Consider the following 26815-nt stretch of genomic DNA (forward strand, 5'->3'; position numbering starts at 1 on the left):
GCCCGCCCCGAGCCCGATGCCGACTATGTCGCGCTGATCGAACGGCTGCGCGAGGCGGTCATGAAGAACCCCAACGACCCGCGCGGGCTGGAGCTTCTGGCCGAGCACGAGGAGCGGCTGGGCAACCTCGTCGCCGCCAAGGATGCGCAGCGCCGGCTGGTTGCCCTGCGCGGCGACAAGGCCAGCGCCGAGGATCTGGCGCGGCTGGCCGGGCTGACGATCGAGGCGGCCGGCGGCATCATCACCCGCGAGGCCGAGGATGCCGTGGCCCAAGCCCTGGCGCGCGATGCCCGCAATCCGCAGGCGCGCTTCATGGCCGGGCTGCTGCACCTGCAGAACGGCCGGCCCGACCAGGCCTTTCCGGTCTGGGCCCGGCTGCTGGCCGAAGGCCCCGAGGACGCGCCCTGGATCGCGCCGATCCGCGGCTCGATCCAGGATCTGGCCTGGTTTGCCGGCCACCCGGACTATACCCCACCGGAACCCGCCGCCTCGGGCACGCCGGGCATGCCCAGCCTGCCCGCGATGCCCGGCCCGGATGCCGACGCCATGGCCGCGGCCGAGGAAATGACCGCCGAAGAGCGCCAGCAGATGGTCGAGGGCATGGTCAAGGGGCTGGAGACCCGGCTGGCGACCCAGGGCGGCACGCCCGAGGAATGGGCGCGGCTGATCTCGTCCCTGCCGGTGATCGGGCAAAAGGACCATGCCGGCGACATCCTGGGCGAGGCGCGCAAGCAGTTCGCCGGCGATGCCGCGGCGCTGGAGGTGATCGAGGCGGCGGCAAAACAGGCCGGGCTGGAATGATCTGCGAGAACGTCGAGAGCTTCGCCGCAGCCCTGCCCCGCACCGGCGCCGTCGCCGGGCTGGACCTGGGCACCAAGACCATCGGCGTCGCGGTCAGCGACGGGCTGCGCAGCGTCGCCTCGCCGCTGACGGTGATCCGGCGCACGAAGTTCACCGTCGATGCGCAGGCGCTGCTGCAGATCGCCGCCGACCGGGCGCTGGTCGGGCTGGTGCTGGGCCTGCCGCGCAACATGGACGGCAGCGAGGGGCCGCGGGCGCAATCGACCCGCGCCTTTGCCCGCAACCTGGAACGGCTGACGCCGCTGCCGATCACCTTCTGGGACGAGCGGCTGTCGACCGTCGCCGCCGAACGCGCGCTGCTCGAGGGCGACACCTCGCGCAAGCGCCGCGCCGAGGTCATCGACCAGGTCGCGGCCGGCTATATCCTGCAAGGCGCGCTGGACCGGCTGCGCTTCCTGGGGGCCGGCGGATGAAGCCCTCGACGCCTTGCGTCAACATCTGCCGGATCGAGCCGGCAAGCCGGTTTTGCACCGGCTGCCTGCGCAGCATCGACGAGATCGCCGGCTGGGGCCGCATGACCGAGGCCGAGCGGCTGGCGATCATGGCCGAGCTGCCCTCCCGCGCCCTGCCCGCCTGCGGCAGGGCGGACTAGCGCGTCACCACCCGCACCTCGCGGATCGCGGCCTTGAGCCGCACCCGCGTCTCGACCGGCTCGCGCGCCACCGCGTCCAGGATCGCCCGCATGTCGCCCCTGAGCCCGTGCAGCTGGTCGACCAGCGACAGCACCAGGGCCAGCGCCTCTTCGTCCAGATGATAGCCCTCGGCCAGGTCGACGACCAGGCTCAGCCGCGCCAGGTCGATGTCGCGAAACAGCGGACCCTGTTCGGATTGCACCGGCACGACCACGCCGGCGCGGATATAGCGCTCCAGCTGCTCGGGCGTCAGGTCGCTGATCGCCTCCAGCGTCTCGGCCAGGGTATGATGGGGCTGGGTCATTTTCCCCTCCTCGGATCATAGGCATGGTTCTGGCGCCACTCTTCGATGAAGCGGGCCAATTCGTCGTCGACCCTGGGCGGCATCACGATCTTCAGCACGACATGCTGGTCGCCGCGCCGCCCGTCCGCGCCCCTGATGCCGCGGCCCTTCAGCCGCAGCTTCTGGCCGGAGCTGGCGCCGCGCGGGACGGTCAGCATCACCGGGCCGTCGATGGTCTGCGCCTCGACCTTGCCGCCCAGCACGGCCTCGTCGATGGTGATGGGCAGCGTGGTCTCGACATCGTTGCCGTCGCGCTTCCAGTCGGGATCCTCGGCCACGATCAGGGTCAGCAGCGCGTCGCCCGGCTCGCCATTACCCATGCCGGGACCGCCCTTGCCGCGCAGGCGGATGACCTGGCCGTCATGCGCGCCCTCGGGGATCTTGACCTCCAGCACGCTGCCGTCGGGCATGGTGATCCGGGTCGAACCGCCGCGGGCCGCCGTCATGAAGTCGATCTCCAGGGTAAAGCGCTGGTCGGGGCCGCGCATGTCGAAGCTGCGCGCCCCGCCGCGCCGGCCGCCGCCGCCGGCACGGCCGCCGAACAGGTCCGAGAACACGTCCGACAGATCGTCGAACCCATGCGGCTGGCGATAGGGGTTGTCGCCCGATTCGGCATATTCGCGATAGTAATGCCGCTGCGGCTGCTCCTGCCCCTGGGCGTCGATCTCGCCGCGGTCGAAGCGGGCGCGCTGCTCGGGGTCTTTCAGCAGGTCATAGGCGGAAGAGGCGGCCTTGAAGCGCTCATGCGCGGCAGGATCGGGATTGAGGTCCGGGTGGTCGGTCTTGGCGATCCGGCGATAGGCCCGCTTGATGTCGTCCTGGCTGGCGTTCTTGCCCAGCCCCAGCGCCTTGTATGGATCGTCGGCCATGGCCGCGGCTTCCTTTCTTCACCTGTCGTCACGGGAACGCGCGGGCGCACCCTGGGTTTCATGCCCGTTCCGGCCCGGCCGCGGGGCCGAGAAACTGCCGCCCGGCAGGAAGCCCGCCCCCAGCGGCAGCGCGGCCGCCCCCAGCGTGCGGGCCCGGCGGCCCAGGGTTCCGGCGCGCACCTCGGGCAGGGTGACGCCGTGGTGGCGCATCCCGGCCAGGCTGGCCGCGGTCGCCTGCACCAGCCCGGCCCGCAGCGCGGCCGGCATGGCGCCGTCGATCACCACCAGCGGCAGGTCCAGCACCGCCACCGCCCCCAGAGCCGCATGGGACAGCACCCGCGCCGATTCGTCCAGCCATTCCCGGACGATACCGGCCGGCAGATCCCAGGCCGCATCGTCCAGCGGCAGGTCGCCCCCCAAGGCCGATTCCAGCACGGAAATCGAGGCCACGTCCAGCACCTGCCGCCCCCCCGGCACCGGATAGGAGCCCATCGCCCCGGCATTGCGCGACGGCCCCAGCCGCAGCCGCCCGTCCAGCACCACGCCGCCGCCGGCGAAATGCGCGACATAGAAATACAGGAAATCCTGCGGCAATTCCTGGGTGCCGAACATCATCTCGGCCCCGCAGGCGCAGGAGCCGTCATTCTCCAGCCAGACCGGCAGGTCCAGCGCCTGCGCCAGTTCGGCGCGCAGGTCGCGGCCGCGCCAGGGGGCCATCTCCTCGGCCCAGTCCCACAGGTAGAAGGGGCTGGCGATGCCCATGCCCGACAGCCGCGCGCGCTGCGCTTGGGTCAATTCGGCCAGGATCTCGGCCGCGCCGGCGACGGCGAAGTCGCGAATCGCGTCGGGCTGCGGATAGGCATGGGGCAGCACCCGGATCTGCCGGATGCCGCCGGCGAAATCGACCAGCACCAGCTCGGCCACCCGGCGCCCGACCTTGAGGCCCAGAAACAGCGCCCCCTCCGGCGCCAGGGCCAGCGGCAGTAGCGGCTGGCCCACCTTGCCGCGCCGCCGCTCGCCCCCCGCATCCAGCAGGCCCGCGGCGATCAGCTCGCGCGTGATGTTGGTGACGGCCTGCGCAGACAGGCCCGTGGCCTGGGCCAGCGCGGCGCGTGGCATCGGCCCGTTGCGGCGAATCAGCCACAGGATCAGCCGCTCGTTCTGGCTGCGGACCCCCTGCGGCGTCGCCGCCGGATTGGTGTTCGGCATGGTCGCTTCCTCCCTCCCCTATTAAATCAACGAAATTGATTTATTGACAAGCCCCCGTTTCTTCGGCAGCCTTTTACAGGAGGCGGCGGTCAGACCCGCCCAGAGGAGGAAGGACATCATGACCAAGACCAAACTGCTGCGCGCGGCGCTGGCGGGCACGGCCCTGACCCTGATCGCCGGCATGGCGCAGGCCGACAGCGCCTGCCTGATCACCAAGACCGACACCAACCCCTTCTTCGTGAAGATGAAGGAAGGCGCGCAGGCCAAGGCCGCCGAGCTGGGGCTTGAGCTGAAATCCTATGCCGGCCGCATCGACGGCGACCACGAAAGCCAGGTCTCGGCGGTCGAGGCCTGCATCGCGGACGGCGCCAAGGGCATCCTGATCACCGCCTCGGACACCAAGGCCATCGTCGATTCCCTCCAGGCGGCGCGCGATGCCGGGCTGCTGGTCATCGCGCTGGACACGCCGCTGGACCCGGTCGATGCGGCGGACGCGACCTTCGCCACCGACAATTTCAAGGCCGGCGAGCTGATCGGCCAATGGGCCAAGGCCACCATGGGCGATGCGGCGGCCGAGGCCAAGATCGCGCTTCTGGACCTGGCGATCTCGCAGCCCTCGGTCGACGTGCTGCGCGACCAGGGCTTCCTGCAGGGCTTCGGCATCGAGCTGGGCGACCCCGAGAAATGGGGCGACGAGACCGACCCGCGCATCGTCGGCCACGAAGTCACCTCGGGCAACGAGGAAGGCGGGCTGAAGGCGATGGAGACGCTGCTGGCCAAGGATCCCGACATCAACCTGGTCTATACCATCAACGAACCCGCCGCCGCCGGCGCCTATGAGGCGCTGAAGGCCGTCGGGCGCGAAGGCGACGTGCTGATCGTCTCGGTCGATGGCGGCTGTCCCGGCGTGCAGAACGTCAAGGACGGCGTGATCGGCGCCACCTCGCAGCAATATCCGCTGGACATGGCGTCGCAGGGCATCGAGGCCATCGCCGCCTTCGCCAAGGACGGCACCAAGCCCGTGCCGACCGAGGGCAAGGATTTCACCGATACCGGCGTGCAACTGGTGACCGACAAGCCGGCCGAGGGCATCGAATCCATCGACTCGGCCCGCGGCGCCGAGCTTTGCTGGGGCTGAGCCTCGACTGAACCGCAGGGCGGGGGAAACCTCGCCCTGACCACAGGCAGCGGCGCCCTGCACGGCGTCTTGCAAGGGGGGAGACCGTCCATGTCATCCGACACCAAGACGGCCGCCGGCTACGAGGAGGGCCTGCAAGGCGCCTCGGACAAGGTTGCCGAGTTCCACGAACAGAAAACCGCCCTGAAGCGCCTGCAGCACTGGCTGCACATGACGCCCTCGGCCGTGCCGATGATCGTGCTGGTCGCGGCGATCATCGTCTTTGGCCTGCTGTCGCCGAACTTCTTCAAGGCGGTGACGCTGTCCACCATCCTGCAGCAGATCGCCATCGTCGGCATCCTGGGCTGCGCGCAGTCGCTGGTGGTGCTGACCGCCGGGATCGACCTGTCGGTCGGCGCCATCGCGGTGTTTTCCTCGGTGCTGATGGGGCAGTTCACATTCCGCTATGGCATCCCGGCGCCGGTCGCGATCGCGCTGGGGCTGGCGGCGGGCACCGCCATGGGCTTTGCCAACGGCTGGCTGGTCGCCCGCATCAAGCTGCCGCCCTTCATCGTGACGCTGGGCACCTGGCAGATCATCCTGGCGGCGAACTACATCTATTCCGCGAACGAGACCATCCGCTCGTCGGCCATCGCCGCCGAGGCGCCGGCGCTGCAATTCTGGGGCTATTCCATCCAGCCCGGCGGGGTGAAGATCCTTTACGCGGTGTTCCTGATGGTCGCGCTGGTCGCCATCCTGGCCTACGTCCTGCGCCATACCGCCTGGGGCCGGCATGTCTATGCGGTGGGCGACGACCCGGATGCGGCGGAACTGGCCGGCGTGCGCACCCGGCGGGTGCTGATCCAGGTCTATGCGCTGGCCGGGTTCTTCTGCGCCATCGCGGGCTGGGTGATGATCGGCCGCTTCGGTTCGGTCTCGCCCTCGGCCTCGACCGGGCAGCTGGGCAATATCCAGTCCATCACCGCGGTGGTGATCGGGGGGATCAGCCTCTTCGGCGGCCGCGGATCCATCGTCGGCATGTTCTTCGGCGCGCTGATCGTCGGCGTGTTCGAGATGGGGCTGAAGATGGTCGGCACCGATCCGCAATGGACCTTCTTCCTCATCGGCCTGCTCATCATCCTCGCCGTGGCGGTGGATCAATGGATCAGAAAGGCATCGGCATGAACGCGAACATTTCCGGGGAACCGCTTCTGAAAGCCCGCGGGCTGGTGAAACGCTATGGCAAGGTCACCGCGCTGGACCATTGCGACTTCGACCTGATGCCGGGCGAGATCCTGGCCGTCATCGGCGACAACGGCGCGGGCAAGTCCTCGCTGATCAAGGCGCTGTCGGGCGCGGTCCAGCCCGACGAGGGCGAGATCACGCTGGAGGGCAAGCCGGTGCGCTTTGCCAGCCCGCTGGATGCGCGCGGCTATGGCATCGAATGCGTCTACCAGACGCTGGCCATGTCGCCGGCCCTGTCCATCGCCGACAACATGTTCATGGGGCGCGAGCTGCGCAAGCCCGGCATCATGGGCAAGTGGCTGCGCAAGCTGGACCGGCCGGCGATGGAGAAATTCGCCCGCGAGAAGCTGACCGAGCTGGGGCTGATGACGATCCAGAACATCAACCAGGCGGTCGAGACGCTGTCGGGCGGCCAGCGCCAGGGCGTGGCGGTGGCGCGCGCCGCCGCCTTCGGCTCCAAGGTGGTGATCCTGGACGAGCCGACGGCGGCGCTTGGCGTCAAGGAAAGCCGGCGCGTGCTGGAGCTGATCCGCGACGTGCGCTCGCGCGGGATCCCGATCATCCTGATCTCGCACAACATGCCGCATGTCTTCGAGGTGGCGGACCGCATCCATATCCACCGGCTGGGCCGGCGGCTTTGCGTGATCCGGCCGGACGACTATTCCATGTCGGACGCGGTGGCCTTCATGACTGGGGCAAAGGTGCCGGACGAGGTGGCGACGGCGGCCTGAACGGCGCGGCTGCGGGGGGCTTTGCCCCCCGTCCTTCGGACTCCCCCCAGGATATTTTTGCATGGAAGAAATACTGGACCTTGTGGCAAGGCTAGGCCCTGGCCGGCGGATCGTGGCCATCCTGGGCGCGCCCGGATCGGGGAAATCGACCCTGGCCGCGCAGCTGGTGGCCGGGCTGGACGATGCGGTTCTGGTGCCGATGGACGGGTTCCACCTGGACAACAGGCTGCTGGAGGCGGACGGGCTGCGCGGATGCAAGGGCGCGCCCGAGACCTTTGACGCCGCGGGTTTCGTCGCGCTGGTGCGGCGACTGAAGGCGGGGGGCGAGGTGGTCCATCCGGTCTTCGACCGCGGCCTGGACCTGGCCATCGCCGGCGCCGGCCGCGTCGAGGCGGGGCATCGGCTGGTGGTTGTCGAGGGCAACTACCTGCTGCTGGACCGCGCGCCCTGGCGCGAACTGGCCGGGCTTTGGGATCTGTCGGTCATGCTGGACGTGCCGATCGAGGAGCTGCGCCGGCGCCTGACCGCGCGCTGGCAGGGGCTGGGGCGTTCGCCCGCCGAGGTGATGGCGCATCTGGAGAACGACCTTGGCAATGCCGAACTGGTGCTGCGCGAATCGCTGCCCGCCGATCTGCGGGTCCGGCCCGCGCCTATTTCTTAGGCCGGAACGCCTTGATGCGGGCGGGGTCGGTTTCGATCCAGGCCGCGCCGATCAGATCGAGGCAATAGGGCACCGCCGCGAAGACCGCGTCGAGGCAGGTGGCGATGGCCGAGGGCTTGCCCGGCAGGGTGATCATGAGCGAGGCGCCGCGGATGCCCGCGGTCTGGCGCGACAGGATGGCGGTCGGCACCTCGCGCAGGCTGGCGCGGCGCATTTCCTCGCCAAAGCCGGGCAGTTCCTTTTCGATCACGTCGGCCATGGCCTCGGGCGTCTGGTCGCGCGGCGCCGGGCCAGTGCCGCCGGTGATCAGGATCAGGTCGGCGCCCTGGTCGTCGGCCAGGTCGCGCAGGCATTCGGCGACGATCTCGCGCCCGTCGGGGATGATGCGGCGCGTGATGTCCATGGGCGAGGTGATGGTGGCGCGCAGCCAGTCCTCGGCCCCCGGACCGCCCTTGTCCTCGTATTCGCCGCTGGCGGCGCGATCCGAGACGGTGACGATGGCGATATGGGCGGGACGGGACATGGCGGGCCTCATGAAAAAGGCCGCGGGGGCTGCCCGCGGCCGGTGGGTCTTACTTGAACCTGGCGTTGCGGTTCGCCACCAGCTTCAGCCGCAGCGCGTTGAGCCGGATGAAGCCCGCCGCGTCCTTCTGGTCATAGGCGCCGGCATCGTCCTCGAAGGTGACGTGCTTTTCGCTGTAGAGCGAATGGTCCGACCAGCGGCCGACCGTGTGGACGCTGCCCTTGTAGAGCTTCAGCCGCACGGTGCCGGTCACATGTTCCTGGCTCTTGTCGATCAGCGCCTGCAGCATCTCGCGCTCGGGGCTGAACCAGAAGCCGTTGTAGATCAGCTCGGCATAGCGCGGCATGATCGAATCCTTGAGATGGCCGGCGCCGCTGTCCAGCGTGATCTGTTCGATGCCGCGATGCGCCTCGAGCAGGATGGTGCCGCCGGGGGTCTCGTAGATGCCGCGCGACTTCATGCCGACGAAGCGGTTTTCCACGAAGTCGAGCCGGCCGATGCCGTGCCTGCGGCCGTATTCGTTCAGCGCGGTCAGGATGGTGGCGGGCGACAGCGCCTCGCCGTTGATCGAGACCGCGTCGCCCCGCTCGAAGCCGATCTCGATGTATTCGGGCTGGTCGGGCGCGTCCTCGGGGCTGACGGTGCGCTGGTAGACGTAGTCGGGCGCTTCCTCGGCGGGGTTTTCCAGCGCCTTGCCCTCGCTGCTGGTGTGCAGCAGGTTGGCATCGACCGAGAAGGGCGCCTCGCCACGCTTGTCCCTGGCGATCGGGATCTGGTGTTCTTCGGCGAATTCGATCAGCCGGGTGCGCGAGGTCAGATCCCATTCCCGCCAGGGCGCGATCACCTTGATCGAGGGGTCGAGCGCATAGGCCGACAGTTCGAACCGGACCTGGTCGTTGCCCTTGCCGGTGGCGCCATGGGCCACGGCATCGGCACCGTGGCGATGCGCGATTTCCACCAGGTGCTTGGAGATCAGCGGGCGGGCGATCGAGGTGCCCAGCAGGTAAAGCCCCTCGTAGACCGCATTGGCGCGGAACATCGGGAAGACGAAATCGCGCACGAACTCCTCGCGCACGTCGACGATATGGATGTTTTCCGGCTTGATGCCCAGCAGTTCGGCCTTCTGGCGCGCCGGCTCCAGCTCCTCGCCCTGGCCCAGGTCGGCGGTGAAGGTGATGACCTCGCAGCCATATTCGGTCTGCAGCCATTTCAGGATGATCGAGGTGTCGAGCCCGCCCGAATAGGCAAGGACGACTTTCTTCGGCGCGTCGGACATGCGATATGGCCCCCGTTTTTTGAGTTGATGTTGCAATAGGATGTTTTCCGATGACCGACAAGAGCGGGGCGCGGCCCAACCGCAGGCAGGGCTTTTCCGGCAAACCGGGGGGATTTCGGCACGGGGCCCGGAGCAGGGTCATCCTGTGCCGGCGCAGGCTGCGGCGGGCGCGCGATGCCTTCATGGACCAGGCGGGCGCGCTGCTGCGGCGCGTCTTTCGCGATTGCTGGTGGCTCAGCGCGATCATCGCCGCGGTCCTTTTCCTGCCGCCGCTGCTGGTCGAGCCGCTGCCCGCCTGGCATGATCCCGTCGCCCTTGCCGTGCTGACGCTGGCCTTCGGCATCGCGGTGCTGGGCTGGGCCATCGCGATCATGGGCAGCCTGCAGCGCTGGCCCGGTTTCAGGCTGGGGCTGACCATCGCCATTCCGCTTGGCATGGCCATGCTTGCCCGGCGGGGCGCGCGCGACATCCTGGCGCACAGTTTCGGGGTTTCGCCCGACGCCTTTCCGATGAGCCTGGACGTGCTGACCGCGGTCATGAGCCTTTGGCTGACCTTCGCCGGGGTCGGGGCGCTGCTCATGCTGCTGCTGTTCGGGCTGTTTACCTTGCAAATGCTGACGGGGGGCGGCGGCGCAGCCCTGCGGTCGATGGCCTTTGTCCTGCCGCTCAGCGCGATGATCGCGATGCCGCTGGCATCATCGCTGGCGATCATGCCCGACCTGCCCGGCACCGTCCGCGCGCTGGATGGGCAGGAAAGCTACCGATGCGCGTTCCCTTCCATGCCGTCCCGGCCCCTTGCCGTCACCTTCCTTTCCGATACGCAGGTGCTTGCCTGGATGCCCGATACCGCGCAGCCCGTCGTCCTGCCCTGCGAGATGGACGCCGCCCGCTAGCCAGGGCGGGCGGGCATCGCCCAGGGCGGCAAGCCATCCCCACTTGCCAACCGCCGCTTTTCGCGCCATTCGCCGGTCATGGAAAACTTTGCCGCCTCTGTCCGCCAGGCCGGGATCGCGCTACGCGACCTTTTCGAGCCGACGCCCTTGCAGAAGAACGACCACCTTTCGGCGAAATACGGCGCCGAGATCTGGCTGAAACGCGAGGACCTGACGCCGGTGCGCAGCTACAAGCTGCGCGGCGCCTTCAACGCCATGCGCAAGATCGGCGCCGGGCCGCAGGGGCATTTCGTCTGCGCCAGCGCCGGCAACCACGCGCAGGGCATGGCCTATGCCTGCCGCCATTTCGGCACCCGCGGCACGATCTTCATGCCCGTCACCACGCCCCGGCAAAAGATCGACAAGACCCGCATCTTCGGCAATGGCGCCATCGAGATCGTGCTGACCGGGGATTATTTCGACCAGACGCTGGCCGCGGCGCAGGATTTCGCCCGCGCGCAGGGCGCCACCTTCCTGTCGCCCTTCAACGACCCGGACATCATCGAGGGGCAGGCCACGGTGGGGCTGGAACTGCTCGAGCAGCTGGGCGGGGCGCCGGATGTCGTCGTTCTGCCGGTCGGCGGCGGCGGGCTGGCCGCCGGCGTCACCCGGCTGCTGGCCGAGCTGGCCCCCAGCACCCGCGCCGAATTCGCCGAGCCGGAGGGCGGCGCCAGCCTGCGCGAGGCGCTGCTGGCCGGCGCCCCCGTGACCCTGCCCGCCGTGGACAATTTCGTCGATGGCGCCGCCGTGGCGCGGATCGGCGACCTGCCCTTTGCCGCGCTTGCCGGTTTCGACGCCGAGCGCGTCCATACCGCGCCCGAGGATCGCATCTGCGCCACCATGCTCGAGATGCTGAACATCGAGGGCATCGTGCTGGAACCGGCCGGGGCGCTGGCGGTGGACGTGCTGCGCGACATCCCGGATCTCGCCGGCAAGCGGGTGGTCTGCATCTGCTCGGGCGGGAATTTCGACTTCGAACGCCTGCCCGAGGTCAAGGAACGCGCCCAGCGTTTCTCGGGGCTCAAGCGCTATTTCATCCTGCGCATGCCGCAGCGGCCCGGCGCGCTGCGCGACTTCCTGCAGCTGCTTGGCCCCGAGGACGATATCGCCCGCTTCGAATACCTGAAGAAATCGGCGCGCAACTTCGGCTCGGTCCTGATCGGCATCGAGACCACCGCGCCGGAAAACCTCGCCCGGCTGTGCGAAAGGCTGGAGGCGGCGGGGATCGGCCATCGCGACATCACCCGCGACCCGGTGCTGGCGGAATTCCTGATCTGACCGGCGCTCAGGCAAGGCGCGCCCGCCTGTCGGGGCGCAGCGCCGCGTCCAGTTGCCGCATCAGCGCCTGTTTCGACGCGGAATAGCTGGCCAGCAGCGATTCGACATCGACCTCGGCCGCCCGGCCACCGGCGGCCTTGCGTTCGCCCGCATCGCAAAGATTGCCGAAATCGGTAAAGCCCAGGTTCCAGGCGCATCCCTTCAGGAAATGCAGGTCGGTTTCCAGCTGCAGCACGTCCCGGCGCGACAGGCGCATGATGACGCCTTCCACCTCGTCCAGAAACAGCTCCAGGATCAGCTGGAATTCGTCATCGCCGACCTCCCCGCGCAGTTCGTTGATACGGTTCCAATCCAGCATGGACAACCCTCGGAAGAATCACCCGGCCTTCATAACAGCAATTTCATCTATGACGTGTTAATCGCGAAAATTGTCTGGATTAACGGAACATTCAGACCCCGTGGTCTAGACCCTGGCGCATGATGATCCTCGATCCCCAGGCCGCGACGACGATACCGCACAGCATGCGGCTGGTGCTGCTTGTCGACGACAGCCGGGCGCAAAGGCGGACCCTGGCGGTGCAGCTCATCCGCGCCGGCTACCAGGTGGTCGAGGCGGCCAGCGGCGACGAGGCGATGCGCATCTGCCTGGAACGGCGGCCGGACATCGTGATCTCGGACTGGATGATGCCGGGGCAAAGCGGGCTGGAATTCTGCCGCCGCTTCCGCGAGATGCAGTCGGACCGCTATGGCTATTTCATCCTGCTGACCTCGCGCAACGACAAGAAGGACATCGCCCAGGGGCTGCGCGCCGGCGCCGACGAATTCCTGACCAAGCCGGTCTCGGGCGCCGAACTGCTGGCGCGGCTTTCCGCCAGCGAACGCATTCTGCGCATGGAGGAAAGCCTGCGTAGCGCCAATGCCCAGCTCAGCGCCACCCTGGCCCAGCTGCGCGAGACCCAGGCCGCGATCGACCGCGACCTGCGCGAGGCGCAGCGCCTTCAGCAGGGGCTGGTGCGGGAACGCCATGGCCGCTACGGCGATTTCGACCTGTCGCTGCTGATGCGCCCGGCCGGCCATATCGGCGGCGACCTGGTCGGCTTCTTCCCGATCAACGCCCGCCGCATCGGGCTGTTCGCGCTGGACGTGGCGGGCCATGGCGTTGCCTCGGCGCTGCTTTGCGCCCGGCTGGCGGCGCTGCTGTCGGGCGGAACGGACCAGAACATCGCGCTGCGCATCACCGATCTGGGCCTTTACGACGCCCGCCCCCCGGCCGAAGTCCTGCGCCACCTGAACACGCTGATGATCGAGGAATTGCGCATCGAATCCTATTTCACCATGGTCTATGCCGACCTGGACTTCCTGACCGGCCAACTGCGGCTGGTGCAGGCGGGCCACCCCCATCCGGTGCTGCAACACGCCGACGGCCGCATCGAGCGGATCGGCGGCGGCGGCCTGCCCGTGGGGGTCTTTCCCGATGCCGCATATGACGAGGTGCAACTGGCGCTCGGCCCCGGCGACAGGCTGTTCATCAGCTCGGACGGGCTGACCGAAAGCGAGAACGCGCGCGGCGAACCCCTGGGCGAGGAGGGACTGAACGCCATCCTGCGCACCAATGCGACGCTGCGCGGCGATGCGCTGCTGGAATCGATCTGCTGGTCGGCGGCGCATTACGCCGGCGGCCGGCGCAGCGACGACATCTCGGCCGTGCTGGTCGAGCGGCAGAGGAACGGCGACCACCCATGGGGCTGAGCAGGCGCGGCTCAGATCCGCCGCAACGCCGCCCGCACCAGGGCGCGCGAGCCCGGATCGGGCAACAGTTCCACGACCTGCCGCAGGGGCACCCAATGCGCCTCATGCCCCGGTTCGGCGGGGGCGCCCAGCCGCGCCACCGGACGCGCCAGCCAGAGGGTGCAGAGCTTTTCCGCCCAGAACCCGTAATCCGGCATATGGCAAAAGCGCCGGTAGGCGCCGAAGCGGCGCGGATTGCCGATGCTCCAGCCGGTCTCCTCGCGCACCTCGCGATGCAGCGCGGCCAGCGGCGATTCGCCTGGGTCGATGCCGCCGCCGGGCAGCTGGAACTCCGGCTGCGGCGCCTGCTGGAAGGTCAGCAGCGCCGCACCGTCGCGGATCAACAGGCCATAGGCCCCCGGACGCAGGCGATAGGCGCGACGCCCCGGCAGCGATCCGAAACGCGGTATCATGCGGCTTGCTTTCCTTTCCCCACGGCGCCTTGCCGGCACCCTTCCTGGCCGGGAAGGCCATGGCGACGCCCTTCGCGGCTCCGCATGGCTTCTTCGTTCCCCAAATACTCATGCAACCGCGCCACCGGCGACAAGGCCCGCCCGAAAGGGCCCCTGCCGCGCAAAGCAAAAGCCGCGCAAACCCAAGGGCTTGCGCGGCTTTTGTTTATGGTGCCCAGGAGAGGACTCGAACCTCCACGCCTTGCGGCACACGGACCTGAACCGTGCGCGTCTACCAATTCCGCCACCTGGGCAGGTCGCGTGAGCCGGGTGATTAAGCCCAGCCGCTGGGGGTGTCAACGGGGGATCGACAAAAATCTGCGCCCGGCCGCAAATCTTTTTCACGCCCCCGTTTCACGCCCTCGCCCAGGCCCTCGCCCTGGCCTTGTTCTGGGCCGCAATCCATGGGCTGGCGGCACCGGAAAGCCGCGCCCTGGCCAGACGGCCCCGGCCCCCTTCAGCCGGACGGCCCGGCATGACCGCCCCCTTCGCCTTATACAGACCCGCTCGATCCTCCCGCGGTCGAAGTCATCCACACAGCCCCGCCCAGGCGACCGAGAGCAGGCCGCCCATGTCGGTCGCCATGACCCCATGGCGACCGCCTTGCGCCCGCGGCGGCGGCGGCGAGGCCGCACCTCCTCCATGGCGCGACCTGACAGGTCTTTCATGCCGAGCCCGTTTGCCGCCCTCGCCCGGTCGTAGAAAGGGCGCGGCACACGCCGGGAGCGGCCGGCAAGGCGGACCCGATCGTCGCAGGCCGGCCGCCACGGCTTGCCGCTGGCGGAAGGCTTGGGTATTGAACGATCAAGCACGCACGAAGGGAGCGCCGCATGTCCGCAGCCAAGCTTGTCACCATTTATGGCGGGTCTGGATTCCTGGGCCGGCAGATCGCACGGATCATGGCCGCCCAGGGCTGGCGCATCCGCGTCGCCGTCCGCCGCCCGAACGAAGCCGGCGTGGTGCGCACCTATGGCGCGCCCGGCCAGGTCGAGCCGGTGCCCTGCAACGTCCGCGACGACCTGTCCGTGACCGCCTGCATGGCCGATGCGGATGCGGTGATCAACTGCGTCGGCATCATGGTGCGCGAAGGCAGGAACACCTTCGACGCCATCCACGAAGAAGCCGCGGGCCGCATCGCCCGCATCGCCGCCGAAACCGGCGTCCGGCATTTCGTGCATGTCTCGGCCATCGGCGCGGACCCGGATTCGGACAGCCGCTATGCCGCCTCCAAGGGCCGGGGCGAGGCCGCGGTGCTGGCGCATCGCCCCGATGCGGCGATCCTGCGCCCCTCGGTCATGTTCGGGCCGGACGATCATTTCTACAACCGCATCGCCTCGATGACCCGGCTGGGACCGATCCTGCTGGTGCCGGGCGCCAGGACGCCGATGCAGCCGGTCTATGTCGAGGACGTGGCCCAGGCCGCCGCCATGGCGGCCGCGGGACAGGCCCGGCCCGGCATCTATGAGCTGGGCGGCCCCGATGTGCTGACCATGCGCGAGGTGGCGCAGCAGGTGCTGGTCGCGACCGGCCGCCGCCGCGCCATCGTCGGCCTGCCGCATTGGCTGGGCGGGGTGATGGGATCGGTGCTGGACACGGTGCAGACCGTCAGCGGCGGGCTTCTGACCAACCGCATCATGACCCGCGACCAGGCCCGGCTGCTGCGCCGGCCCAACCGGGTCTCGGAACAGGTCAAGACCTTTGCCGACCTGGGGATCGAGCCGACCGCCGCCCCCGCGATCATCGCGCAATACCTGTGGCGCTTCCGGTCCTCGGGGCAATATGAGGCGATCACCGCCTCGGCGAAGAACCTGCGCAACGGCTGATGGACCACAACACCCTCGTTGCCGCCGCCCTTGGTCTGCTGGAGGGGCTGACCGAGTTCATTCCCGTGTCCTCGACCGGCCACGTGCTGCTGGCCGGGCATTTCCTGGGCTTCGATTCGCCTGGCCGCGCCTTCGAGGTGCTGATCCAGCTGGGCGCCATCATGGCCATCCTGGGCGTCTATTCCGGGCGGCTGTGGCGGATCTTCACCAGCGCGCCGCATGACCCGCGCGCGCGGCGCTTCATCCTGGCGGTGCTGCTGGCCTTCCTGCCCGCGGTGGTGATCGGCGTGCTGGCGCATCGCATCATCAAGGAAGTGCTGTTCGAAACCCCGGCCCTGATCGCCATCATGCTGATCGTCGGCGGGGTGGTGCTGCTGTTCGTGGACCGGATGGCGACCCGGCCGCGCCATTTCTCGGCCGAGGATTTCCCGCTGCCCATGGCGCTGAAGATCGGCTTCATCCAGTGCCTGGCGATGATTCCCGGCGTCTCGCGTTCGGGGGCGACCATCGTCGGTGCCCTGCTTCTGGGCGCGGACAAGCGTTCTGCCGCGGAATTCAGCTTTTTCCTGTCCATGCCGACGATGCTGGGCGCTTTCGTCTATGACCTCTACAAGAACCGCGACATCCTGGACGCAGCGGCGACCGGGAACATCGTGCTGGGCTTCGTCTGCGCCTTCCTGGCCGCCGTGGTCGTGGTGCGGGGGCTGCTGAACTATGTCTCGACCTATGGCTACGGCTTCTTCGCCTGGTGGCGAATCGTGGTCGGGGCCGTGGTTCTGCTGGCTTTGCAGGCAGGATGGTAAACAATGCTGACCCATTTTTCGCATTTGCAGCATGGAAAAGTGAAGGCGGATCGGAAGAATCGTTAATTAGGTCAACTGTGCTGACTTTTCTTTGACGGCAGCCTGTCTTATCAGGCTGTGAACACCCTCGTCATCGAAGGACGCGCAGCCATGGCCACGCAGAAGATGCTCAAATTCGTCACCATCGGGCGCGAGATGCCCGAGAAGCGTGACGCGGCATCCCGCTCGGAAGATTTCCACGAGATCTATCGCGAGTTCGCCGAAGCCAAGGCCAAGGAACAGGCCAGCCGCTGCAGCCAATGCGGCGTGCCCTATTGCCAGAGCCATTGCCCGCTGCACAACAACATCCCCGACTGGCTGCGCCTGACCGCCGAGGGCCGCACGCAGGAAGCCTATCTGCGCAGCCAGGAGACCAACACCTTCCCCGAGATCTGTGGCCGCATCTGCCCGCAGGACCGGCTGTGCGAGGGCAATTGCGTCATCGAACAGTCCGGCCACGGCACCGTCACCATCGGCGCCATCGAGAAATACATCACCGACACCGCTTGGGAGCAGGGCTGGATCACCCCGGTCGTGCCGATGCAGGAACGGCCGGAATCCATCGGCATCATCGGTGCCGGGCCCGGCGGGCTTGCCGCCGCCGACCGGCTGCGCCGCATGGGCTTCCAGGTCACGGTCTATGATCGCCACGACCGCGCCGGCGGGCTGATGATCTATGGCATCCCCGGCTTCAAGCTGGAAAAGCAGGTGGTCGAGCGGCGCACGGAGCAGCTGGCCCAGGGCGGCGTGGACTTCGTGCTGAACGTCAATGTCGGCGAGGACATCAGCTTCGACGCCATCCGCGGCAAGCATGACGCGGTGCTGATCGCGACCGGCGTCTACAAGACCCGCGACCTGGACATCGACAATGCCGCCGCCAAGGGCGTGGTGCGGGCGCTGGATTACCTGACCGCCTCGAACCGGGTGGACCTGGGCGACGAGATCCCCGACTACGAGGATGGCGAGCTGAACGCCAAGGGCAAGCGCGTCGTGGTCATCGGCGGCGGCGACACCGCGATGGATTGCGTCAGGACGGCGATCCGCCAGGGCGCGCAATCGGTGAAATGCCTTTACCGCCGCGACCGGGCCAACATGCCCGGCAGCCAGCGCGAGGTGCAGAACGCCGAGGAAGAAGGCGTCGAGTTCGTCTGGCTGTCCGCCCCCGGCGCCTTTACCGGCCATGTCACCGGCGAGGCGATGGTCGCGCAGGAACGCGACGTGGACGACACCGGCGAGATCCCGACCATCAGCGCCGTGCGGGTGCAGCGGATGCGGCTGGGCCAGCCCGATGTCTCGGGCCGGCAGTCGCCGGAACTGATCGAGGGCGCCGATTACGACGAGCCGGCCGAGCTGGTCATCAAGGCGCTGGGTTTCGAGCCCGAGGAACTGCCGCGGCTTTGGGGCGTCGATGGGCTGGAGGTCACGCGCTGGGGCACGATCAAGGCCGATTACCAGACGCACCAGACCAGCCTGCCCGGCGTCTTTGCCGTGGGCGATATCGTGCGCGGCGCCAGCCTGGTGGTCTGGGCGATCCGCGACGGCCGCGAGGCCGCCGACAGCATCGCCGGCTACCTGTCGGGTGCCGCCCGCGTCGCGGCCGAATAGGGGGCGGCCATGGCACGACAACCACGCCCCAGCCCCGCACCCGGCGCCGCGCCGATGGCGCGCGGCATGGCGCTGGCGGCAGGAATGGCAGCCATGCTGACGCTTCCTGCCCTGCCCGCCGCGGCGGCGAATTTCACCCCGCCTTCCGGCTGCAAGCTGGAGATCACGGTGCAGAACCGCGGTTGCAGCGTCTCGCAGCATTATCGCTGCGGCTCGGATGCGCCGGGGGACCAGCGGGTGACTTATTTCACCCCCGAGGGCCCAACCTTCCAGTCGCGCATCGACCGCGAGACGCGCTGGATGGAAAGCACCGACCTGCGCAGCGGCCTGACCGACCTGCTGGAGGACGAGGCGCAGGACCATGCCTCGTTCAGCACGCTGCTGGAGACCGGACGCGACGATTTCGATTTCTGGACCCGCTCGAACAGCGGCGAGCGGCTGCGCCATGTGGGCCATGACGAGCTGACCGGCGAAAAGGTGCAGATCGACGGCGTGACGCTGGAGGTCACGCGCTTCGAGCTGACCACCTATGGCGAATCCGGCCAGGTGCTGATCCAGCGCCGCGGCCAGCAATTCATCAGCCGCGCGCAGGGGCGGTTCTACGGCGGGGTCGAGACCTCCGAGGACTGGACCGGCGCCGTGCAGCAGACCAACGACAGCCCGGTGACGTTCTCGTTCCCCGGACAGCCCGGCTTCGGCTCGACCAAGCCGGAATATGATTGCGACCTGCAGATGGTGGGCGGCCAGGGCGCCGACATCCTGTGGCAGCTTACGAAGGAGGCACGGACGTGAAGGACTGTGAACAGATGAGCTGGGAACAGCAGGAACAGGCCCGCCGCGACTGGATGGCGGAACATTCGCTCTACCGTGCCGAGGACGAGCATTCGTCCTGCGGGGTCGGGCTGGTCGTCAGCATCGACGGCAAGGCCAGCCGCAAGGTGGTGGAAAGCGGCATCACCGCGCTGAAGGCGATCTGGCACCGCGGCGCCGTGGACGCCGACGGCAAGACCGGCGACGGCGCCGGCATCCATGTGCAGATCCCGGTGCCCTTCTTCTACGACCAGGTGCGCCGCACCGGGCACGAGCCCGACCACGACAAGCTGATCGCCGTGGGCCAGGTCTTCCTGCCGCGCACCGATTTCGCCGCGCAGGAGCGTTGCCGGACCATCGTGGAATCCGAAGTGCTGCGCATGGGCCATTACATCTACGGCTGGCGCCACGTGCCGGTGAACACCTCGGTCCTGGGCGAAAAGGCCAATGCCACCCGCCCCGAGATCGAGCAGATCCTGATCCGCTGCGACAAGGACATCGACGACGAGCAGTTCGAGCGCGAGCTTTACATCATCCGCCGCCGGATCGAGAAGGCGGCGGTGGCGGCGCAGATCGCGGGCATGTATATCTGCACGCTGTCCTGCCGCAGCATCATCTACAAGGGCATGATGCTGGCCGAACAGGTGGCCGAGTTCTATCCCGACCTCAAGGACGAGCGCTTCGAATCCGCCTTTGCCATCTATCACCAGCGCTATTCCACCAACACCTTCCCGCAATGGTGGCTGGCGCAGCCCTTCCGCATGCTGGCCCATAACGGCGAGATCAACACGCTCAAGGGCAACTCGAACTGGATGCGCAGCCACGAGATCCGCATGGCCTCGCGGACCTTCGGCGAGATGGCCGAGGACATCAAGCCGATCATCCCCGGCGGCTCGTCCGATTCCGCGGCGCTGGACGCGGTGTTCGAGGTGCTGGTGCGCTCGGGGCGCAATGCGCCGATGACCAAGACCATCCTGGTGCCGGAGGCCTGGTCCAAGGCCACCACCGACATGCCCAGGGCCTGGGCGGACATGTATGCCTATTGCAACTCGATCATGGAGCCCTGGGACGGGCCGGCGGCGCTGGCGATGACCGACGGGCGCTGGGTCTGCGGCGGCCTGGACCGCAACGGGCTGCGGCCGCTGCGCTATGTCGTGACCGGCGACAACCTGCTGATCGCGGGCTCCGAGGCCGGCATGGTCCCGGTGAACGAGACCGCCGTGCGCGAAAAGGGCGCGCTGGGTCCGGGCCAGATGATCGCCGTCGACATGGCCGAGGGCAAGCTTTACCACGACCGCGAGATCAAGGACCACCTGGCGGCCAGCCAGCCCTTTGGCGACTGGGTGGAAAAGGTCGTCCAGCCCTCGGAGCTGATGGCCAAGCTGCCTGAGACCCCGCTGCATGTCGGCGAGGAACTGCACCGCCGCCAGATCGCCGTCGGCTATACGGTCGAGCTGGTCGAGCAGATGCTGGTGCCGATGGCCGAGGACGCCAAGGAAGCGCTGGCCTCGATGGGCGACGACACGCCGCCCGCGGTGCTGTCGCGCCAGTTCCGGCCGCTGTCGCATTACTTCCGGCAGAACTTCAGCCAGGTGACGAACCCGCCCATCGACAGCCTGCGCGAAAGCCGGGTGATGAGCCTGCGCACCCGCTTCGGCAACCTCAAGAACGTGCTTGAGGAAAGCTCGACCCATGCCGAGATCACCATGCTGGAAAGCCCCTTCCTCGCCAATGGCGAGTTCGAGGAGCTGACCCGCATGTTCCGCGACCAGGCGACGCAGATCGACTGCACCTTCCCGGTCGATGGCGGCGCCGATGCCCTGGGCGAGGCGCTGGCGCGCATCCGCGCCGAGGCCGAGGATGCCGTGCGGTCCGGCAACGGCCATATCATCCTGACCGACGAGGGCATCTCGGCCAGCCGCGTCGGCGTGCCGATGATCCTGGCGACCAGCGCGGTGCATAGCTGGCTGACGCGCAAGGGGCTGCGGACCTTCTGCTCGCTGAACGTGCGCGCCTCGGAATGCGTGGACCCGCATGATTTCGCGGTGCTGATCGGCTGCGGCGCGACCACGGTGAACCCCTATCTGGCGCAGGACACCCTGGCCGAGCGGATCGAGCGCGGGCTGCTGGACGGCAACCTGATCGACATCATGACCCGCTATCGCGAGGCCATCGACGCGGGCCTGCTGAAGATCATGGCCAAGATGGGGATCTCGGTCCTGTCCTCGTATCGCGGCGGGCTGAACTTCGAGGCGGTGGGGCTTTCCCGCGCCATGGTGGCGGAATATTTCCCCGGCATGCAGTCGCGCATCTCGGGCATCGGCCTGCACGGGCTGCAAGCCAAGCTGGAAGAGGCCCATGCCAAGGGCTTCCGCGCGGCCCTGGTCGATCTGCTGCCGGTGGGCGGCTTCTACAAGGCGCGCCGCTCGGGCGAGAAGCACGCCTGGGAAGCCAATACCATGCGGCTGTTGCAGCTGGCCTGCGAAAAGGCGTCCTACGACATCTGGAAGCAGTTCACCGCGACCATGCGGGCGAACCCGCCGATCCATATCCGCGACCTCTTGGACATCAAGCCGCTGGGCAAGCCGGTGCCGCTGGAAGAGGTGGAATCGATCACCTCGATCCGCAAGCGCTTCGTGACGCCGGGCATGTCGCTGGGCGCGCTGTCGCCCGAGGCGCATATGACGCTGAACATCGCCATGAACCGCATCGGCGCGAAATCCGACTCGGGCGAGGGCGGCGAAGACCCGGCCCACAGCCACCCGCTGCCCAATGGCGACAACCCCTGCGCCAAGATCAAGCAGGTCGCCTCGGGGCGGTTCGGCGTCACCGCAGAATACCTGAACGCCTGCGAGGAGCTGGAGATCAAGGTCGCCCAGGGCGCCAAGCCCGGCGAGGGCGGCCAGCTGCCCGGCATGAAGGTGACGGACCTGATCGCCCGGCTGCGGCATTCGACCAAGGGCGTGACGCTGATCTCGCCGCCGCCGCACCACGACATCTATTCGATCGAGGATCTGGCGCAGCTGATCTATGACCTCAAGCAGATCAACCCGCGCGCCAAGATCACGGTGAAGCTGGTGGCAAGCTCGGGCGTCGGCACCATTGCGGCGGGCGTGGCCAAGGCCAAGGCCGACGTGATCCTGATCTCGGGCCACAACGGCGGCACCGGGGCCTCGCCGGCCACCTCGATCAAGTTCGCCGGCCTGCCCTGGGAGATGGGCCTGACCGAGGCGCATCAGGTGCTGGCGATGAACCGCCTGCGCGACCGGGTGACGCTGCGCACCGACGGCGGCCTGCGCACCGGGCGCGACATCGTCATGGCGGCGATGATGGGGGCCGAGGAATACGGCATCGGCACCGCCGCCCTGATCGCCATGGGCTGCATCATGGTGCGCCAGTGCCAGTCGAACACCTGCCCGGTCGGCGTCTGCACCCAGGACGAAAAGCTGCGCGCCATGTTCAACGGTTCGGCCGACAAGGTGGTGAACCTGATCACCTTCTACGCCACCGAGGTGCGCGAGATCCTGGCCAGCATCGGCGCGCGCTCGCTGGACGAGGTGATCGGCCGCGCCGACCTGCTGACCCAGGTCAGCCGCGGCGACAAGTCGCTGGACGACCTGGACCTGAACCCGCTGCTCATCACCGTCGATGGCTCGGAAAAGATCGTCTACGACCGTTCGAAGCCGCGCAACGCGGTGCCCGACACGCTGGACGCCGAGATCATCCGCGATGCCGGCCGCTTCTTCTCGGACGGCGAGAAGATGCAGCTTTCCTATGCGGTCAGGAACACGCAGCGGACGGTGGGCACGCGCACCTCGTCGATGATCGTGCAGACCTTCGGCATGCGCAACAAGCTGCAACCCGATCACCTGACCGTGCGCCTGACCGGCAGCGCGGGCCAGTCGCTGGGCGCATTCGCCGCGCCGGGGCTGAAGATCGAGGTCTCGGGCGATGCCAACGACTATGTCGGCAAGGGCCTGTCCGGCGGCACCATCGTCGTGCGCCCGCCGATGGGCAGCCCGCTGAAGGCGGCCGAGAACACCCTCATCGGCAATACGGTGCTTTACGGCGCGACCGACGGCCATCTCTTCGCCGCCGGCCGCGCGGGCGAACGCTTCGCGGTCAGGAACTCGGGCGCCAAGGTGGTGATCGAGGGCTGCGGCTCGAACGGCTGCGAATACATGACCGGCGGCGTCGCGGTGATCCTGGGCCGGATCGGCGCGAACTTCGGTGCCGGCATGACCGGGGGCATGGCCTATCTCTACGACCCGGAGGGGCTGGCGCGCGACTATATCAACGCCGAGACGCTGGTCCTGTGCCCGGTGACGCAGGCGCATTGGGAAGAGCAGCTTCGCGACCTGATCGAGCGGCACCATCAAGAGACCCGCTCGCGCCGGGCCGAGGAGATCCTGCAGAACTGGGAGGACGAAAAGGCGAACTTCCTGCAAGTCTGCCCCAGGGAGATGCTGCCGCATCTGCAGTATCCCATCGCCCCGGTCGAGGATCTGGCGGCGGTGCCGGCGGAATAGGACGGATCGGGGGCCTGCGGGCCCCCTTTCCTTTAGCTGCGCCAGGGACCATCCCGGCCACCGGCACCCCCGGCCACCCGGACAAATGCCGCTTCATCCGAAACACTTCCGTTGAATCGCGCTTCGGGCATGCTATGTGAACTATACTGTTCAGTTGGTGGAGCCGACGGGGATCATGTTCACAAGCGTGCTGGCCAGCCTGGGAGCCGCAATCCTGTCGATGATCCTGGGCTTGCCCTGGTGGGTCTCGGCCCTCGGCTTCCTGGGCGCGGGCGTCTGCGCCCTTTTCGCCGCCGACGCATGGGCGGCCAGAAGGATCCCGGCCGAACCGCATCAGATCCAGCGCGGCCAGCTGGAAAAATCCTCGGATCTTTATACCGGGGCTGCGCGTCCCCGTTCGGACAACCCGGCGGCGCGCACCTTCCGGGCCTGACCGGGGCGCCCCCTTTCCCGCAGCACGCAACTTTCCCGCAAGGCCGGTTGGCCCTGACCGCCAACCCGGATAAAACCCCGGCGCGACGGATTCGGAAAAGGAAGCGCCCATGTCTGCGACCGAAAAGATCGCCTTCGGCAGCATCCTCGTCGGGCTGGTCGTTCTGGCGCTGAAGGCGCTTGCCTGGTGGCTGACCGGCTCGGTCGCGCTGCTGTCGGATGCGCTGGAAAGCACGGTGAACGTCGCCACCGCCGTCGCCGCGCTGATCGCGATCCGGGTCGCGGCCAAGCCCGCCGACCGCGGCCACCCCTATGGCCATCACAAGGCCGAGTTCTTCAGCGCCGTGCTGGAGGGGGTGATGATCATCGTCGCCGCGCTGCTGATCCTGCGCGAGGCATGGCACGGTTTCCAGAACCCGCGCATGCTGGATGCGCCGCTCGAAGGGCTTCTGGTCAACGGCCTGGCCAGCGTGCTGAACGCGCTGTGGTGCTGGGTGCTGATCAGCCGCGGCGGGCGGCTGAAATCGCCGGCGCTGGTCGCCGACGGGCGGCATCTCCTGTCGGACGTGATCTCGTCCGCGGGCGTGGTGGCGGGCGTGACGCTGGCGGTCCTCACCGGCTGGGCGGTGCTGGACCCGGCGCTGGCGGCGCTGGTCGCGCTGAACATCCTGTGGTCGGGCTGGAAGGTCATGGCCAGCTCGCTCTCGGGCCTGATGGACGAGGCGGTTTCCGAGGACACGCTGGCCGAGATCCGCGCCACCATCTCGGACACCGCCGTCGGCGCCATCGAGGCGCATGACCTGCGCACCCGCCATGCCGGGCCGCGCACCTTCATCGACTTCCACCTGGTGGTGGACGGCCAGACCACGGTCGATGCCGCCCATGACATCTGCGACCGCATCGAACAGGCGCTCAAGCGCAAGCTGCCCGGCGCGTTCATCACCATCCATGTCGAGCCGGAACACAAGGCCAAGCATTCCGGCGTCGTGGTGATCTAGCGCAGCCGCCGCCCCTCGGCGTCGAAGTGAAAGGCGCGGTTCGGCTCGAACCCCAGCCCGACCACCTCGTCCACGGCATAGTCCTGCTCGCCGAAGAGCCGCACGGTCAAAAGGCCGTGGTCCTCGGATGCGACATAGACCAGCGTCTCGCCGCCCAGCTTCTCGACATGGCTGACGCGGCCGCCGATCTGGCCGCCGCCCGGCACCAGATGCTCGGGGCGGATGCCCAGCCTGGCCGAGCGCAGGCCCAGCTTGCCGGCATCCAGGAAATTCATCTGCGGGCTGCCGATGAAGCCGGCGACGAAGGTGTTGTCGGGATCGTTGTAAAGGTCCATGGGGCGGCCCACCTGCTCGACCACGCCGCCGCGCAATACGACGATCTTGTCGGCCAGCGTCATCGCCTCGACCTGGTCGTGGGTGACATAGATCATCGTCGCGCCCAGTTCGCGATGCAGCCGGGCAATCTCGATCCGGGTCTGCACGCGCAGCGCGGCGTCGAGGTTCGACAGCGGCTCGTCGAACAGGAACAGCTTCGGGCGCCGCACGATGGCGCGGCCGATGGCGACGCGCTGGCGCTGGCCGCCCGACAGCTCGGCCGGGCGCCGCTCCAGCAGATGCGCCAGGGCCAGCATCTCGGCCGCCTTGCCGGTCGCCGCCTCGATCTGTGCCCTGGGCGTGCCGGCCTGTTTCAACGCCAACCCCATGTTGTCGCGCACGGTCAGATGCGGGTAAAGCGCATAGCTCTGGAACACCATGGCGATCTCGCGCCGGGCCGGGGCCAGGTCGTTCACCCGCGCGCCGTCGATGGCCACGTCGCCCGAAGTCACGTCCTCGAGCCCGGCGATCATGCGCAGAAGCGTGGACTTGCCGCAGCCCGAGGGGCCGACGAAGACGCAGAACTCGCCATCCTCGACCGCCAGGTCCACGCCCTTGATGACCTGGGTGGTGCCGAAGGACTTGGTGACTTGGGTAAGGGTCAGGGCTCCCATCGGGGTCTCCTTGCTGCAAGACGGATCATTTGACGGCGCCGGCGGTGATGCCGCGGATCAGCTGGCGCGAGAACACCAAGTAGAGCACCAGCACCGGCAGGATGGCGAGGCTCAGCGCCGCCAGCACCGCATTCCAGTTGGTGACGAACTGGCCGATGAAGACCTGGCTGCCCAGGGTGACGGTCTTGGTCGCCTCGCTCGGCGCCAGGATCAGCGGGAACCACAGGTCGTTCCAGATCGGGATCATGGTAAAGACGGCGACGGTGGCCATGGCCGGCCGCACCAAGGGCAGCACCAGCCGGAAGAAGATGGTGTATTCCGACAGCCCGTCGATGCGGCCGGCGTTCTTCAGGTCGTCCGAGACGCCGCGCATGAACTCGGACAGGATGAACACCGCCAGCGGCAACCCTTGCGCGGTATAGACCAGCACCAGCGCCGTCAGCGTATTGACCAACCCGGATGCGACCATCATCTGCAGGATGGCGACGGTGCCCAGCCGGATCGGGATCATGATCCCCAAGGCCAGGTAAAGCCCCATCAGCATGTTGCCGCGAAAGCGGTATTCCGACAGGGCGAAAGCCGCCATGGCGCCGAAGAGCAGCACGAAGAACAGGCTGGCCACGGTCACGACCAGCGAGTTCTGGAAGTAAAGCAGGAAATCCCCCTGCGCCAGCACCGTGCGATAGCCGACCAGGTCGAAGCTTTCCGCCGTGGGCACGGCCAGCGGATCGGCAAAGATCGCGCGGCGGTTCTTGAAGCTGTTGATGACCACGACGAAGACCGGAAACAGCGCGATCACGGTATAGAGGATCAGCACCGCATGGGCAGCCAGGCTGCGGGCGGTGGAATGGCGGGCTTGGCTCATGGCTC

At 68.1% G+C, this 26815-nt stretch carries 26 protein-coding genes and 1 tRNA gene; 17 read left to right on the plus strand and 10 right to left on the minus strand.

Features of this window, described 5'->3' with window-relative positions; translation table 11 throughout:
- From IT40_RS29170 to IT40_RS06185, 3 genes are all read left to right on the plus strand, one after another.
- On the plus strand, positions 1–801 hold an 801-nt coding region (locus IT40_RS29170; protein WP_036751865.1), incomplete at its 5' end, for a tetratricopeptide repeat protein.
- Positions 798–1274 carry a Holliday junction resolvase RuvX gene (gene ruvX, locus IT40_RS06180; RefSeq protein WP_036751867.1) on the plus strand — a complete coding sequence of 159 codons (477 nt, stop codon included), beginning with the start codon at positions 798–800 and terminating at the stop codon, positions 1272–1274. The genes IT40_RS29170 and ruvX, both read left to right, overlap by 4 nt.
- Positions 1271–1453, plus strand: coding sequence for a DUF1289 domain-containing protein (locus IT40_RS06185; protein ID WP_036751869.1), 183 nt, complete (start codon positions 1271–1273; stop codon positions 1451–1453). The genes ruvX and IT40_RS06185 overlap by 4 nt, the downstream gene beginning before the upstream one ends.
- Here IT40_RS06185 and IT40_RS06190 read toward each other — a convergent pair.
- From IT40_RS06190 to IT40_RS06200, 3 genes are read right to left on the minus strand one after another with little or no spacing between them, the layout of a single operon-like run.
- Complete coding sequence (locus IT40_RS06190; protein WP_036751871.1) at positions 1450–1797, minus strand: hypothetical protein; 348 nt, start codon at positions 1795–1797, stop codon at positions 1450–1452. The two genes, IT40_RS06185 and IT40_RS06190, sit on opposite strands and share 4 nt — an antisense overlap.
- Positions 1794–2705: a DnaJ C-terminal domain-containing protein gene (locus IT40_RS06195; RefSeq protein WP_036751873.1), complete on the minus strand. Its 912-nt coding sequence runs from the start codon at positions 2703–2705 to the stop codon at positions 1794–1796. The genes IT40_RS06190 and IT40_RS06195 overlap by 4 nt, the downstream gene beginning before the upstream one ends.
- Positions 2706–2723: 18 nt before the next feature.
- Complete coding sequence (locus IT40_RS06200; protein WP_036751875.1) at positions 2724–3914, minus strand: ROK family transcriptional regulator; 1191 nt, start codon at positions 3912–3914, stop codon at positions 2724–2726.
- A 118-nt stretch (positions 3915–4032) separates the two neighbouring features.
- Between IT40_RS06200 and IT40_RS06205 the strand changes: the two genes are divergently transcribed.
- The 4 genes from IT40_RS06205 to IT40_RS06220 all read left to right on the plus strand — a co-directional run bounded on the left by IT40_RS06205 (position 4033) and on the right by IT40_RS06220 (position 7668).
- Positions 4033–5052: a sugar ABC transporter substrate-binding protein gene (locus IT40_RS06205; RefSeq protein WP_036751878.1), complete on the plus strand. Its 1020-nt coding sequence runs from the start codon at positions 4033–4035 to the stop codon at positions 5050–5052.
- 90 nt (positions 5053–5142) lie between these two features.
- On the plus strand, positions 5143–6216 hold the full coding sequence (locus tag IT40_RS06210; protein WP_036751880.1) for an ABC transporter permease: 1074 nt from the start codon (positions 5143–5145) through the stop codon (positions 6214–6216).
- The gene (locus tag IT40_RS06215; RefSeq protein WP_208021261.1) at positions 6213–7007 is read left to right on the plus strand and encodes an ATP-binding cassette domain-containing protein; all 795 of its coding nucleotides are present in this window, start codon (positions 6213–6215) and stop codon (positions 7005–7007) included. The genes IT40_RS06210 and IT40_RS06215 overlap by 4 nt, the downstream gene beginning before the upstream one ends.
- 61 nt (positions 7008–7068) lie before the next feature.
- On the plus strand, positions 7069–7668 hold the full coding sequence (locus IT40_RS06220; RefSeq protein ID WP_036751885.1) for a nucleoside/nucleotide kinase family protein: 600 nt from the start codon (positions 7069–7071) through the stop codon (positions 7666–7668).
- Here the strand turns inward: IT40_RS06220 and mog are convergent.
- Together mog and IT40_RS06230 are read right to left on the minus strand one after the other, a co-directional pair.
- Positions 7658–8191, minus strand: coding sequence for a molybdopterin adenylyltransferase (gene mog, locus IT40_RS06225; protein ID WP_036751887.1), 534 nt, complete (start codon positions 8189–8191; stop codon positions 7658–7660). The two genes, IT40_RS06220 and mog, sit on opposite strands and share 11 nt — an antisense overlap.
- A 49-nt stretch (positions 8192–8240) precedes the next feature.
- Entirely contained in the window at positions 8241–9467 is a 1227-nt protein-coding gene (locus IT40_RS06230) for an argininosuccinate synthase (RefSeq protein ID WP_036751889.1), read from the minus strand.
- Between the two features lie 50 nt (positions 9468–9517).
- Between IT40_RS06230 and IT40_RS06235 the strand changes: the two genes are divergently transcribed.
- The gene (locus IT40_RS06235) at positions 9518–10360 is read left to right on the plus strand and encodes a hypothetical protein (protein ID WP_036751892.1); all 843 of its coding nucleotides are present in this window, start codon (positions 9518–9520) and stop codon (positions 10358–10360) included.
- Positions 10361–10438: 78 nt separating this feature from the next.
- Positions 10439–11677 carry a threonine ammonia-lyase IlvA gene (ilvA, locus tag IT40_RS06240; protein ID WP_036751894.1) on the plus strand — a complete coding sequence of 413 codons (1239 nt, stop codon included), beginning with the start codon at positions 10439–10441 and terminating at the stop codon, positions 11675–11677.
- Positions 11678–11684: 7 nt separating this feature from the next.
- On the opposite strand, the gene IT40_RS06245 is transcribed toward ilvA, so the two are convergent.
- Positions 11685–12035: an Hpt domain-containing protein gene (locus tag IT40_RS06245; protein WP_036751896.1), complete on the minus strand. Its 351-nt coding sequence runs from the start codon at positions 12033–12035 to the stop codon at positions 11685–11687.
- 119 nt (positions 12036–12154) lie between these two features.
- On the opposite strand from IT40_RS06245, the gene IT40_RS06250 reads away from it, so the two are divergent.
- Complete coding sequence (locus tag IT40_RS06250) at positions 12155–13426, plus strand: PP2C family protein-serine/threonine phosphatase (RefSeq protein WP_036751898.1); 1272 nt, start codon at positions 12155–12157, stop codon at positions 13424–13426.
- A gap of 11 nt (positions 13427–13437) precedes the next feature.
- On the opposite strand, the gene IT40_RS06255 is transcribed toward IT40_RS06250, so the two are convergent.
- A complete protein-coding gene (locus tag IT40_RS06255; RefSeq protein ID WP_036751900.1) occupies positions 13438–13878 on the minus strand; it encodes an NUDIX domain-containing protein in 441 nt (146 codons plus the stop codon).
- A gap of 208 nt (positions 13879–14086) precedes the next feature.
- Positions 14087–14171: transfer RNA gene (locus tag IT40_RS06260), tRNA-Leu, on the minus strand.
- 576 nt (positions 14172–14747) lie between these two features.
- Here IT40_RS06260 and IT40_RS06265 point away from each other — a divergent pair.
- The 7 genes from IT40_RS06265 to IT40_RS06295 all read left to right on the plus strand — a co-directional run bounded on the left by IT40_RS06265 (position 14748) and on the right by IT40_RS06295 (position 24956).
- Entirely contained in the window at positions 14748–15740 is a 993-nt protein-coding gene (locus IT40_RS06265; protein ID WP_036751901.1) for a complex I NDUFA9 subunit family protein, read from the plus strand.
- Entirely contained in the window at positions 15737–16543 is an 807-nt protein-coding gene (locus IT40_RS06270) for an undecaprenyl-diphosphate phosphatase (protein ID WP_175562306.1), read from the plus strand. The genes IT40_RS06265 and IT40_RS06270 overlap by 4 nt, the downstream gene beginning before the upstream one ends.
- A 150-nt stretch (positions 16544–16693) precedes the next feature.
- Positions 16694–18187 carry an NAD(P)-dependent oxidoreductase gene (locus tag IT40_RS06275; protein ID WP_036751906.1) on the plus strand — a complete coding sequence of 498 codons (1494 nt, stop codon included), beginning with the start codon at positions 16694–16696 and terminating at the stop codon, positions 18185–18187.
- 9 nt (positions 18188–18196) lie between these two features.
- Positions 18197–18979, plus strand: coding sequence for a hypothetical protein (locus tag IT40_RS06280; protein ID WP_243700100.1), 783 nt, complete (start codon positions 18197–18199; stop codon positions 18977–18979).
- 14 nt (positions 18980–18993) lie between these two features.
- Positions 18994–23526: a glutamate synthase large subunit gene (gltB, locus tag IT40_RS06285; RefSeq protein WP_036751910.1), complete on the plus strand. Its 4533-nt coding sequence runs from the start codon at positions 18994–18996 to the stop codon at positions 23524–23526.
- Between the two features lie 136 nt (positions 23527–23662).
- A complete protein-coding gene (locus IT40_RS06290; RefSeq protein ID WP_166443840.1) occupies positions 23663–23959 on the plus strand; it encodes a hypothetical protein in 297 nt (98 codons plus the stop codon).
- Between the two features lie 109 nt (positions 23960–24068).
- The gene (locus tag IT40_RS06295) at positions 24069–24956 is read left to right on the plus strand and encodes a cation diffusion facilitator family transporter (protein ID WP_036751916.1); all 888 of its coding nucleotides are present in this window, start codon (positions 24069–24071) and stop codon (positions 24954–24956) included.
- Here IT40_RS06295 and IT40_RS06300 read toward each other — a convergent pair.
- Entirely contained in the window at positions 24953–25945 is a 993-nt protein-coding gene (locus IT40_RS06300; RefSeq protein WP_036751919.1) for an ABC transporter ATP-binding protein, read from the minus strand. The two genes, IT40_RS06295 and IT40_RS06300, sit on opposite strands and share 4 nt — an antisense overlap.
- 25 nt (positions 25946–25970) lie before the next feature.
- Positions 25971–26810: a carbohydrate ABC transporter permease gene (locus tag IT40_RS06305; protein WP_036751922.1), complete on the minus strand. Its 840-nt coding sequence runs from the start codon at positions 26808–26810 to the stop codon at positions 25971–25973.
- Positions 26811–26815 lie beyond the last annotated feature (5 nt).

It is taken from the genome of Paracoccus versutus (assembly GCF_000763885.1).
Classification (GTDB): domain Bacteria; phylum Pseudomonadota; class Alphaproteobacteria; order Rhodobacterales; family Rhodobacteraceae; genus Paracoccus; species Paracoccus versutus.

Excerpts from the sequence above, each read along its gene's own strand:
- mog (WP_036751887.1), bottom strand. The coding sequence starts at position 8,191 with ATGTCCCGTCCCGCCCATATCGCCATCGTCACCGTCTCGGATCGCGCC.
- IT40_RS06190 (WP_036751871.1), bottom strand. The coding sequence starts at position 1,797 with ATGACCCAGCCCCATCATACCCTGGCCGAGACGCTGGAGGCGATCAGC.
- IT40_RS06275 (WP_036751906.1), top strand. The coding sequence starts at position 16,694 with ATGGCCACGCAGAAGATGCTCAAATTCGTCACCATCGGGCGCGAGATG.
- IT40_RS06295 (WP_036751916.1), top strand. The coding sequence starts at position 24,069 with ATGTCTGCGACCGAAAAGATCGCCTTCGGCAGCATCCTCGTCGGGCTG.
- IT40_RS06220 (WP_036751885.1), top strand. The coding sequence starts at position 7,069 with ATGGAAGAAATACTGGACCTTGTGGCAAGGCTAGGCCCTGGCCGGCGG.
- IT40_RS06280 (WP_243700100.1), top strand. The coding sequence starts at position 18,197 with ATGGCACGACAACCACGCCCCAGCCCCGCACCCGGCGCCGCGCCGATG.
- IT40_RS06185 (WP_036751869.1), top strand. The coding sequence starts at position 1,271 with ATGAAGCCCTCGACGCCTTGCGTCAACATCTGCCGGATCGAGCCGGCA.
- gltB (WP_036751910.1), top strand. The coding sequence starts at position 18,994 with ATGAGCTGGGAACAGCAGGAACAGGCCCGCCGCGACTGGATGGCGGAA.
- IT40_RS06230 (WP_036751889.1), bottom strand. The coding sequence starts at position 9,467 with ATGTCCGACGCGCCGAAGAAAGTCGTCCTTGCCTATTCGGGCGGGCTC.
- IT40_RS06235 (WP_036751892.1), top strand. The coding sequence starts at position 9,518 with ATGACCGACAAGAGCGGGGCGCGGCCCAACCGCAGGCAGGGCTTTTCC.
- IT40_RS06300 (WP_036751919.1), bottom strand. The coding sequence starts at position 25,945 with ATGGGAGCCCTGACCCTTACCCAAGTCACCAAGTCCTTCGGCACCACC.
- IT40_RS06200 (WP_036751875.1), bottom strand. The coding sequence starts at position 3,914 with ATGCCGAACACCAATCCGGCGGCGACGCCGCAGGGGGTCCGCAGCCAG.
- IT40_RS06195 (WP_036751873.1), bottom strand. The coding sequence starts at position 2,705 with ATGGCCGACGATCCATACAAGGCGCTGGGGCTGGGCAAGAACGCCAGC.
- ilvA (WP_036751894.1), top strand. The coding sequence starts at position 10,439 with ATGGAAAACTTTGCCGCCTCTGTCCGCCAGGCCGGGATCGCGCTACGC.
- IT40_RS06255 (WP_036751900.1), bottom strand. The coding sequence starts at position 13,878 with ATGATACCGCGTTTCGGATCGCTGCCGGGGCGTCGCGCCTATCGCCTG.
- IT40_RS06265 (WP_036751901.1), top strand. The coding sequence starts at position 14,748 with ATGTCCGCAGCCAAGCTTGTCACCATTTATGGCGGGTCTGGATTCCTG.
- IT40_RS06250 (WP_036751898.1), top strand. The coding sequence starts at position 12,155 with ATGATGATCCTCGATCCCCAGGCCGCGACGACGATACCGCACAGCATG.
- IT40_RS06245 (WP_036751896.1), bottom strand. The coding sequence starts at position 12,035 with ATGCTGGATTGGAACCGTATCAACGAACTGCGCGGGGAGGTCGGCGAT.
- IT40_RS06210 (WP_036751880.1), top strand. The coding sequence starts at position 5,143 with ATGTCATCCGACACCAAGACGGCCGCCGGCTACGAGGAGGGCCTGCAA.
- IT40_RS06305 (WP_036751922.1), bottom strand. The coding sequence starts at position 26,810 with ATGAGCCAAGCCCGCCATTCCACCGCCCGCAGCCTGGCTGCCCATGCG.
- ruvX (WP_036751867.1), top strand. The coding sequence starts at position 798 with ATGATCTGCGAGAACGTCGAGAGCTTCGCCGCAGCCCTGCCCCGCACC.
- IT40_RS06205 (WP_036751878.1), top strand. The coding sequence starts at position 4,033 with ATGACCAAGACCAAACTGCTGCGCGCGGCGCTGGCGGGCACGGCCCTG.
- IT40_RS06215 (WP_208021261.1), top strand. The coding sequence starts at position 6,213 with ATGAACGCGAACATTTCCGGGGAACCGCTTCTGAAAGCCCGCGGGCTG.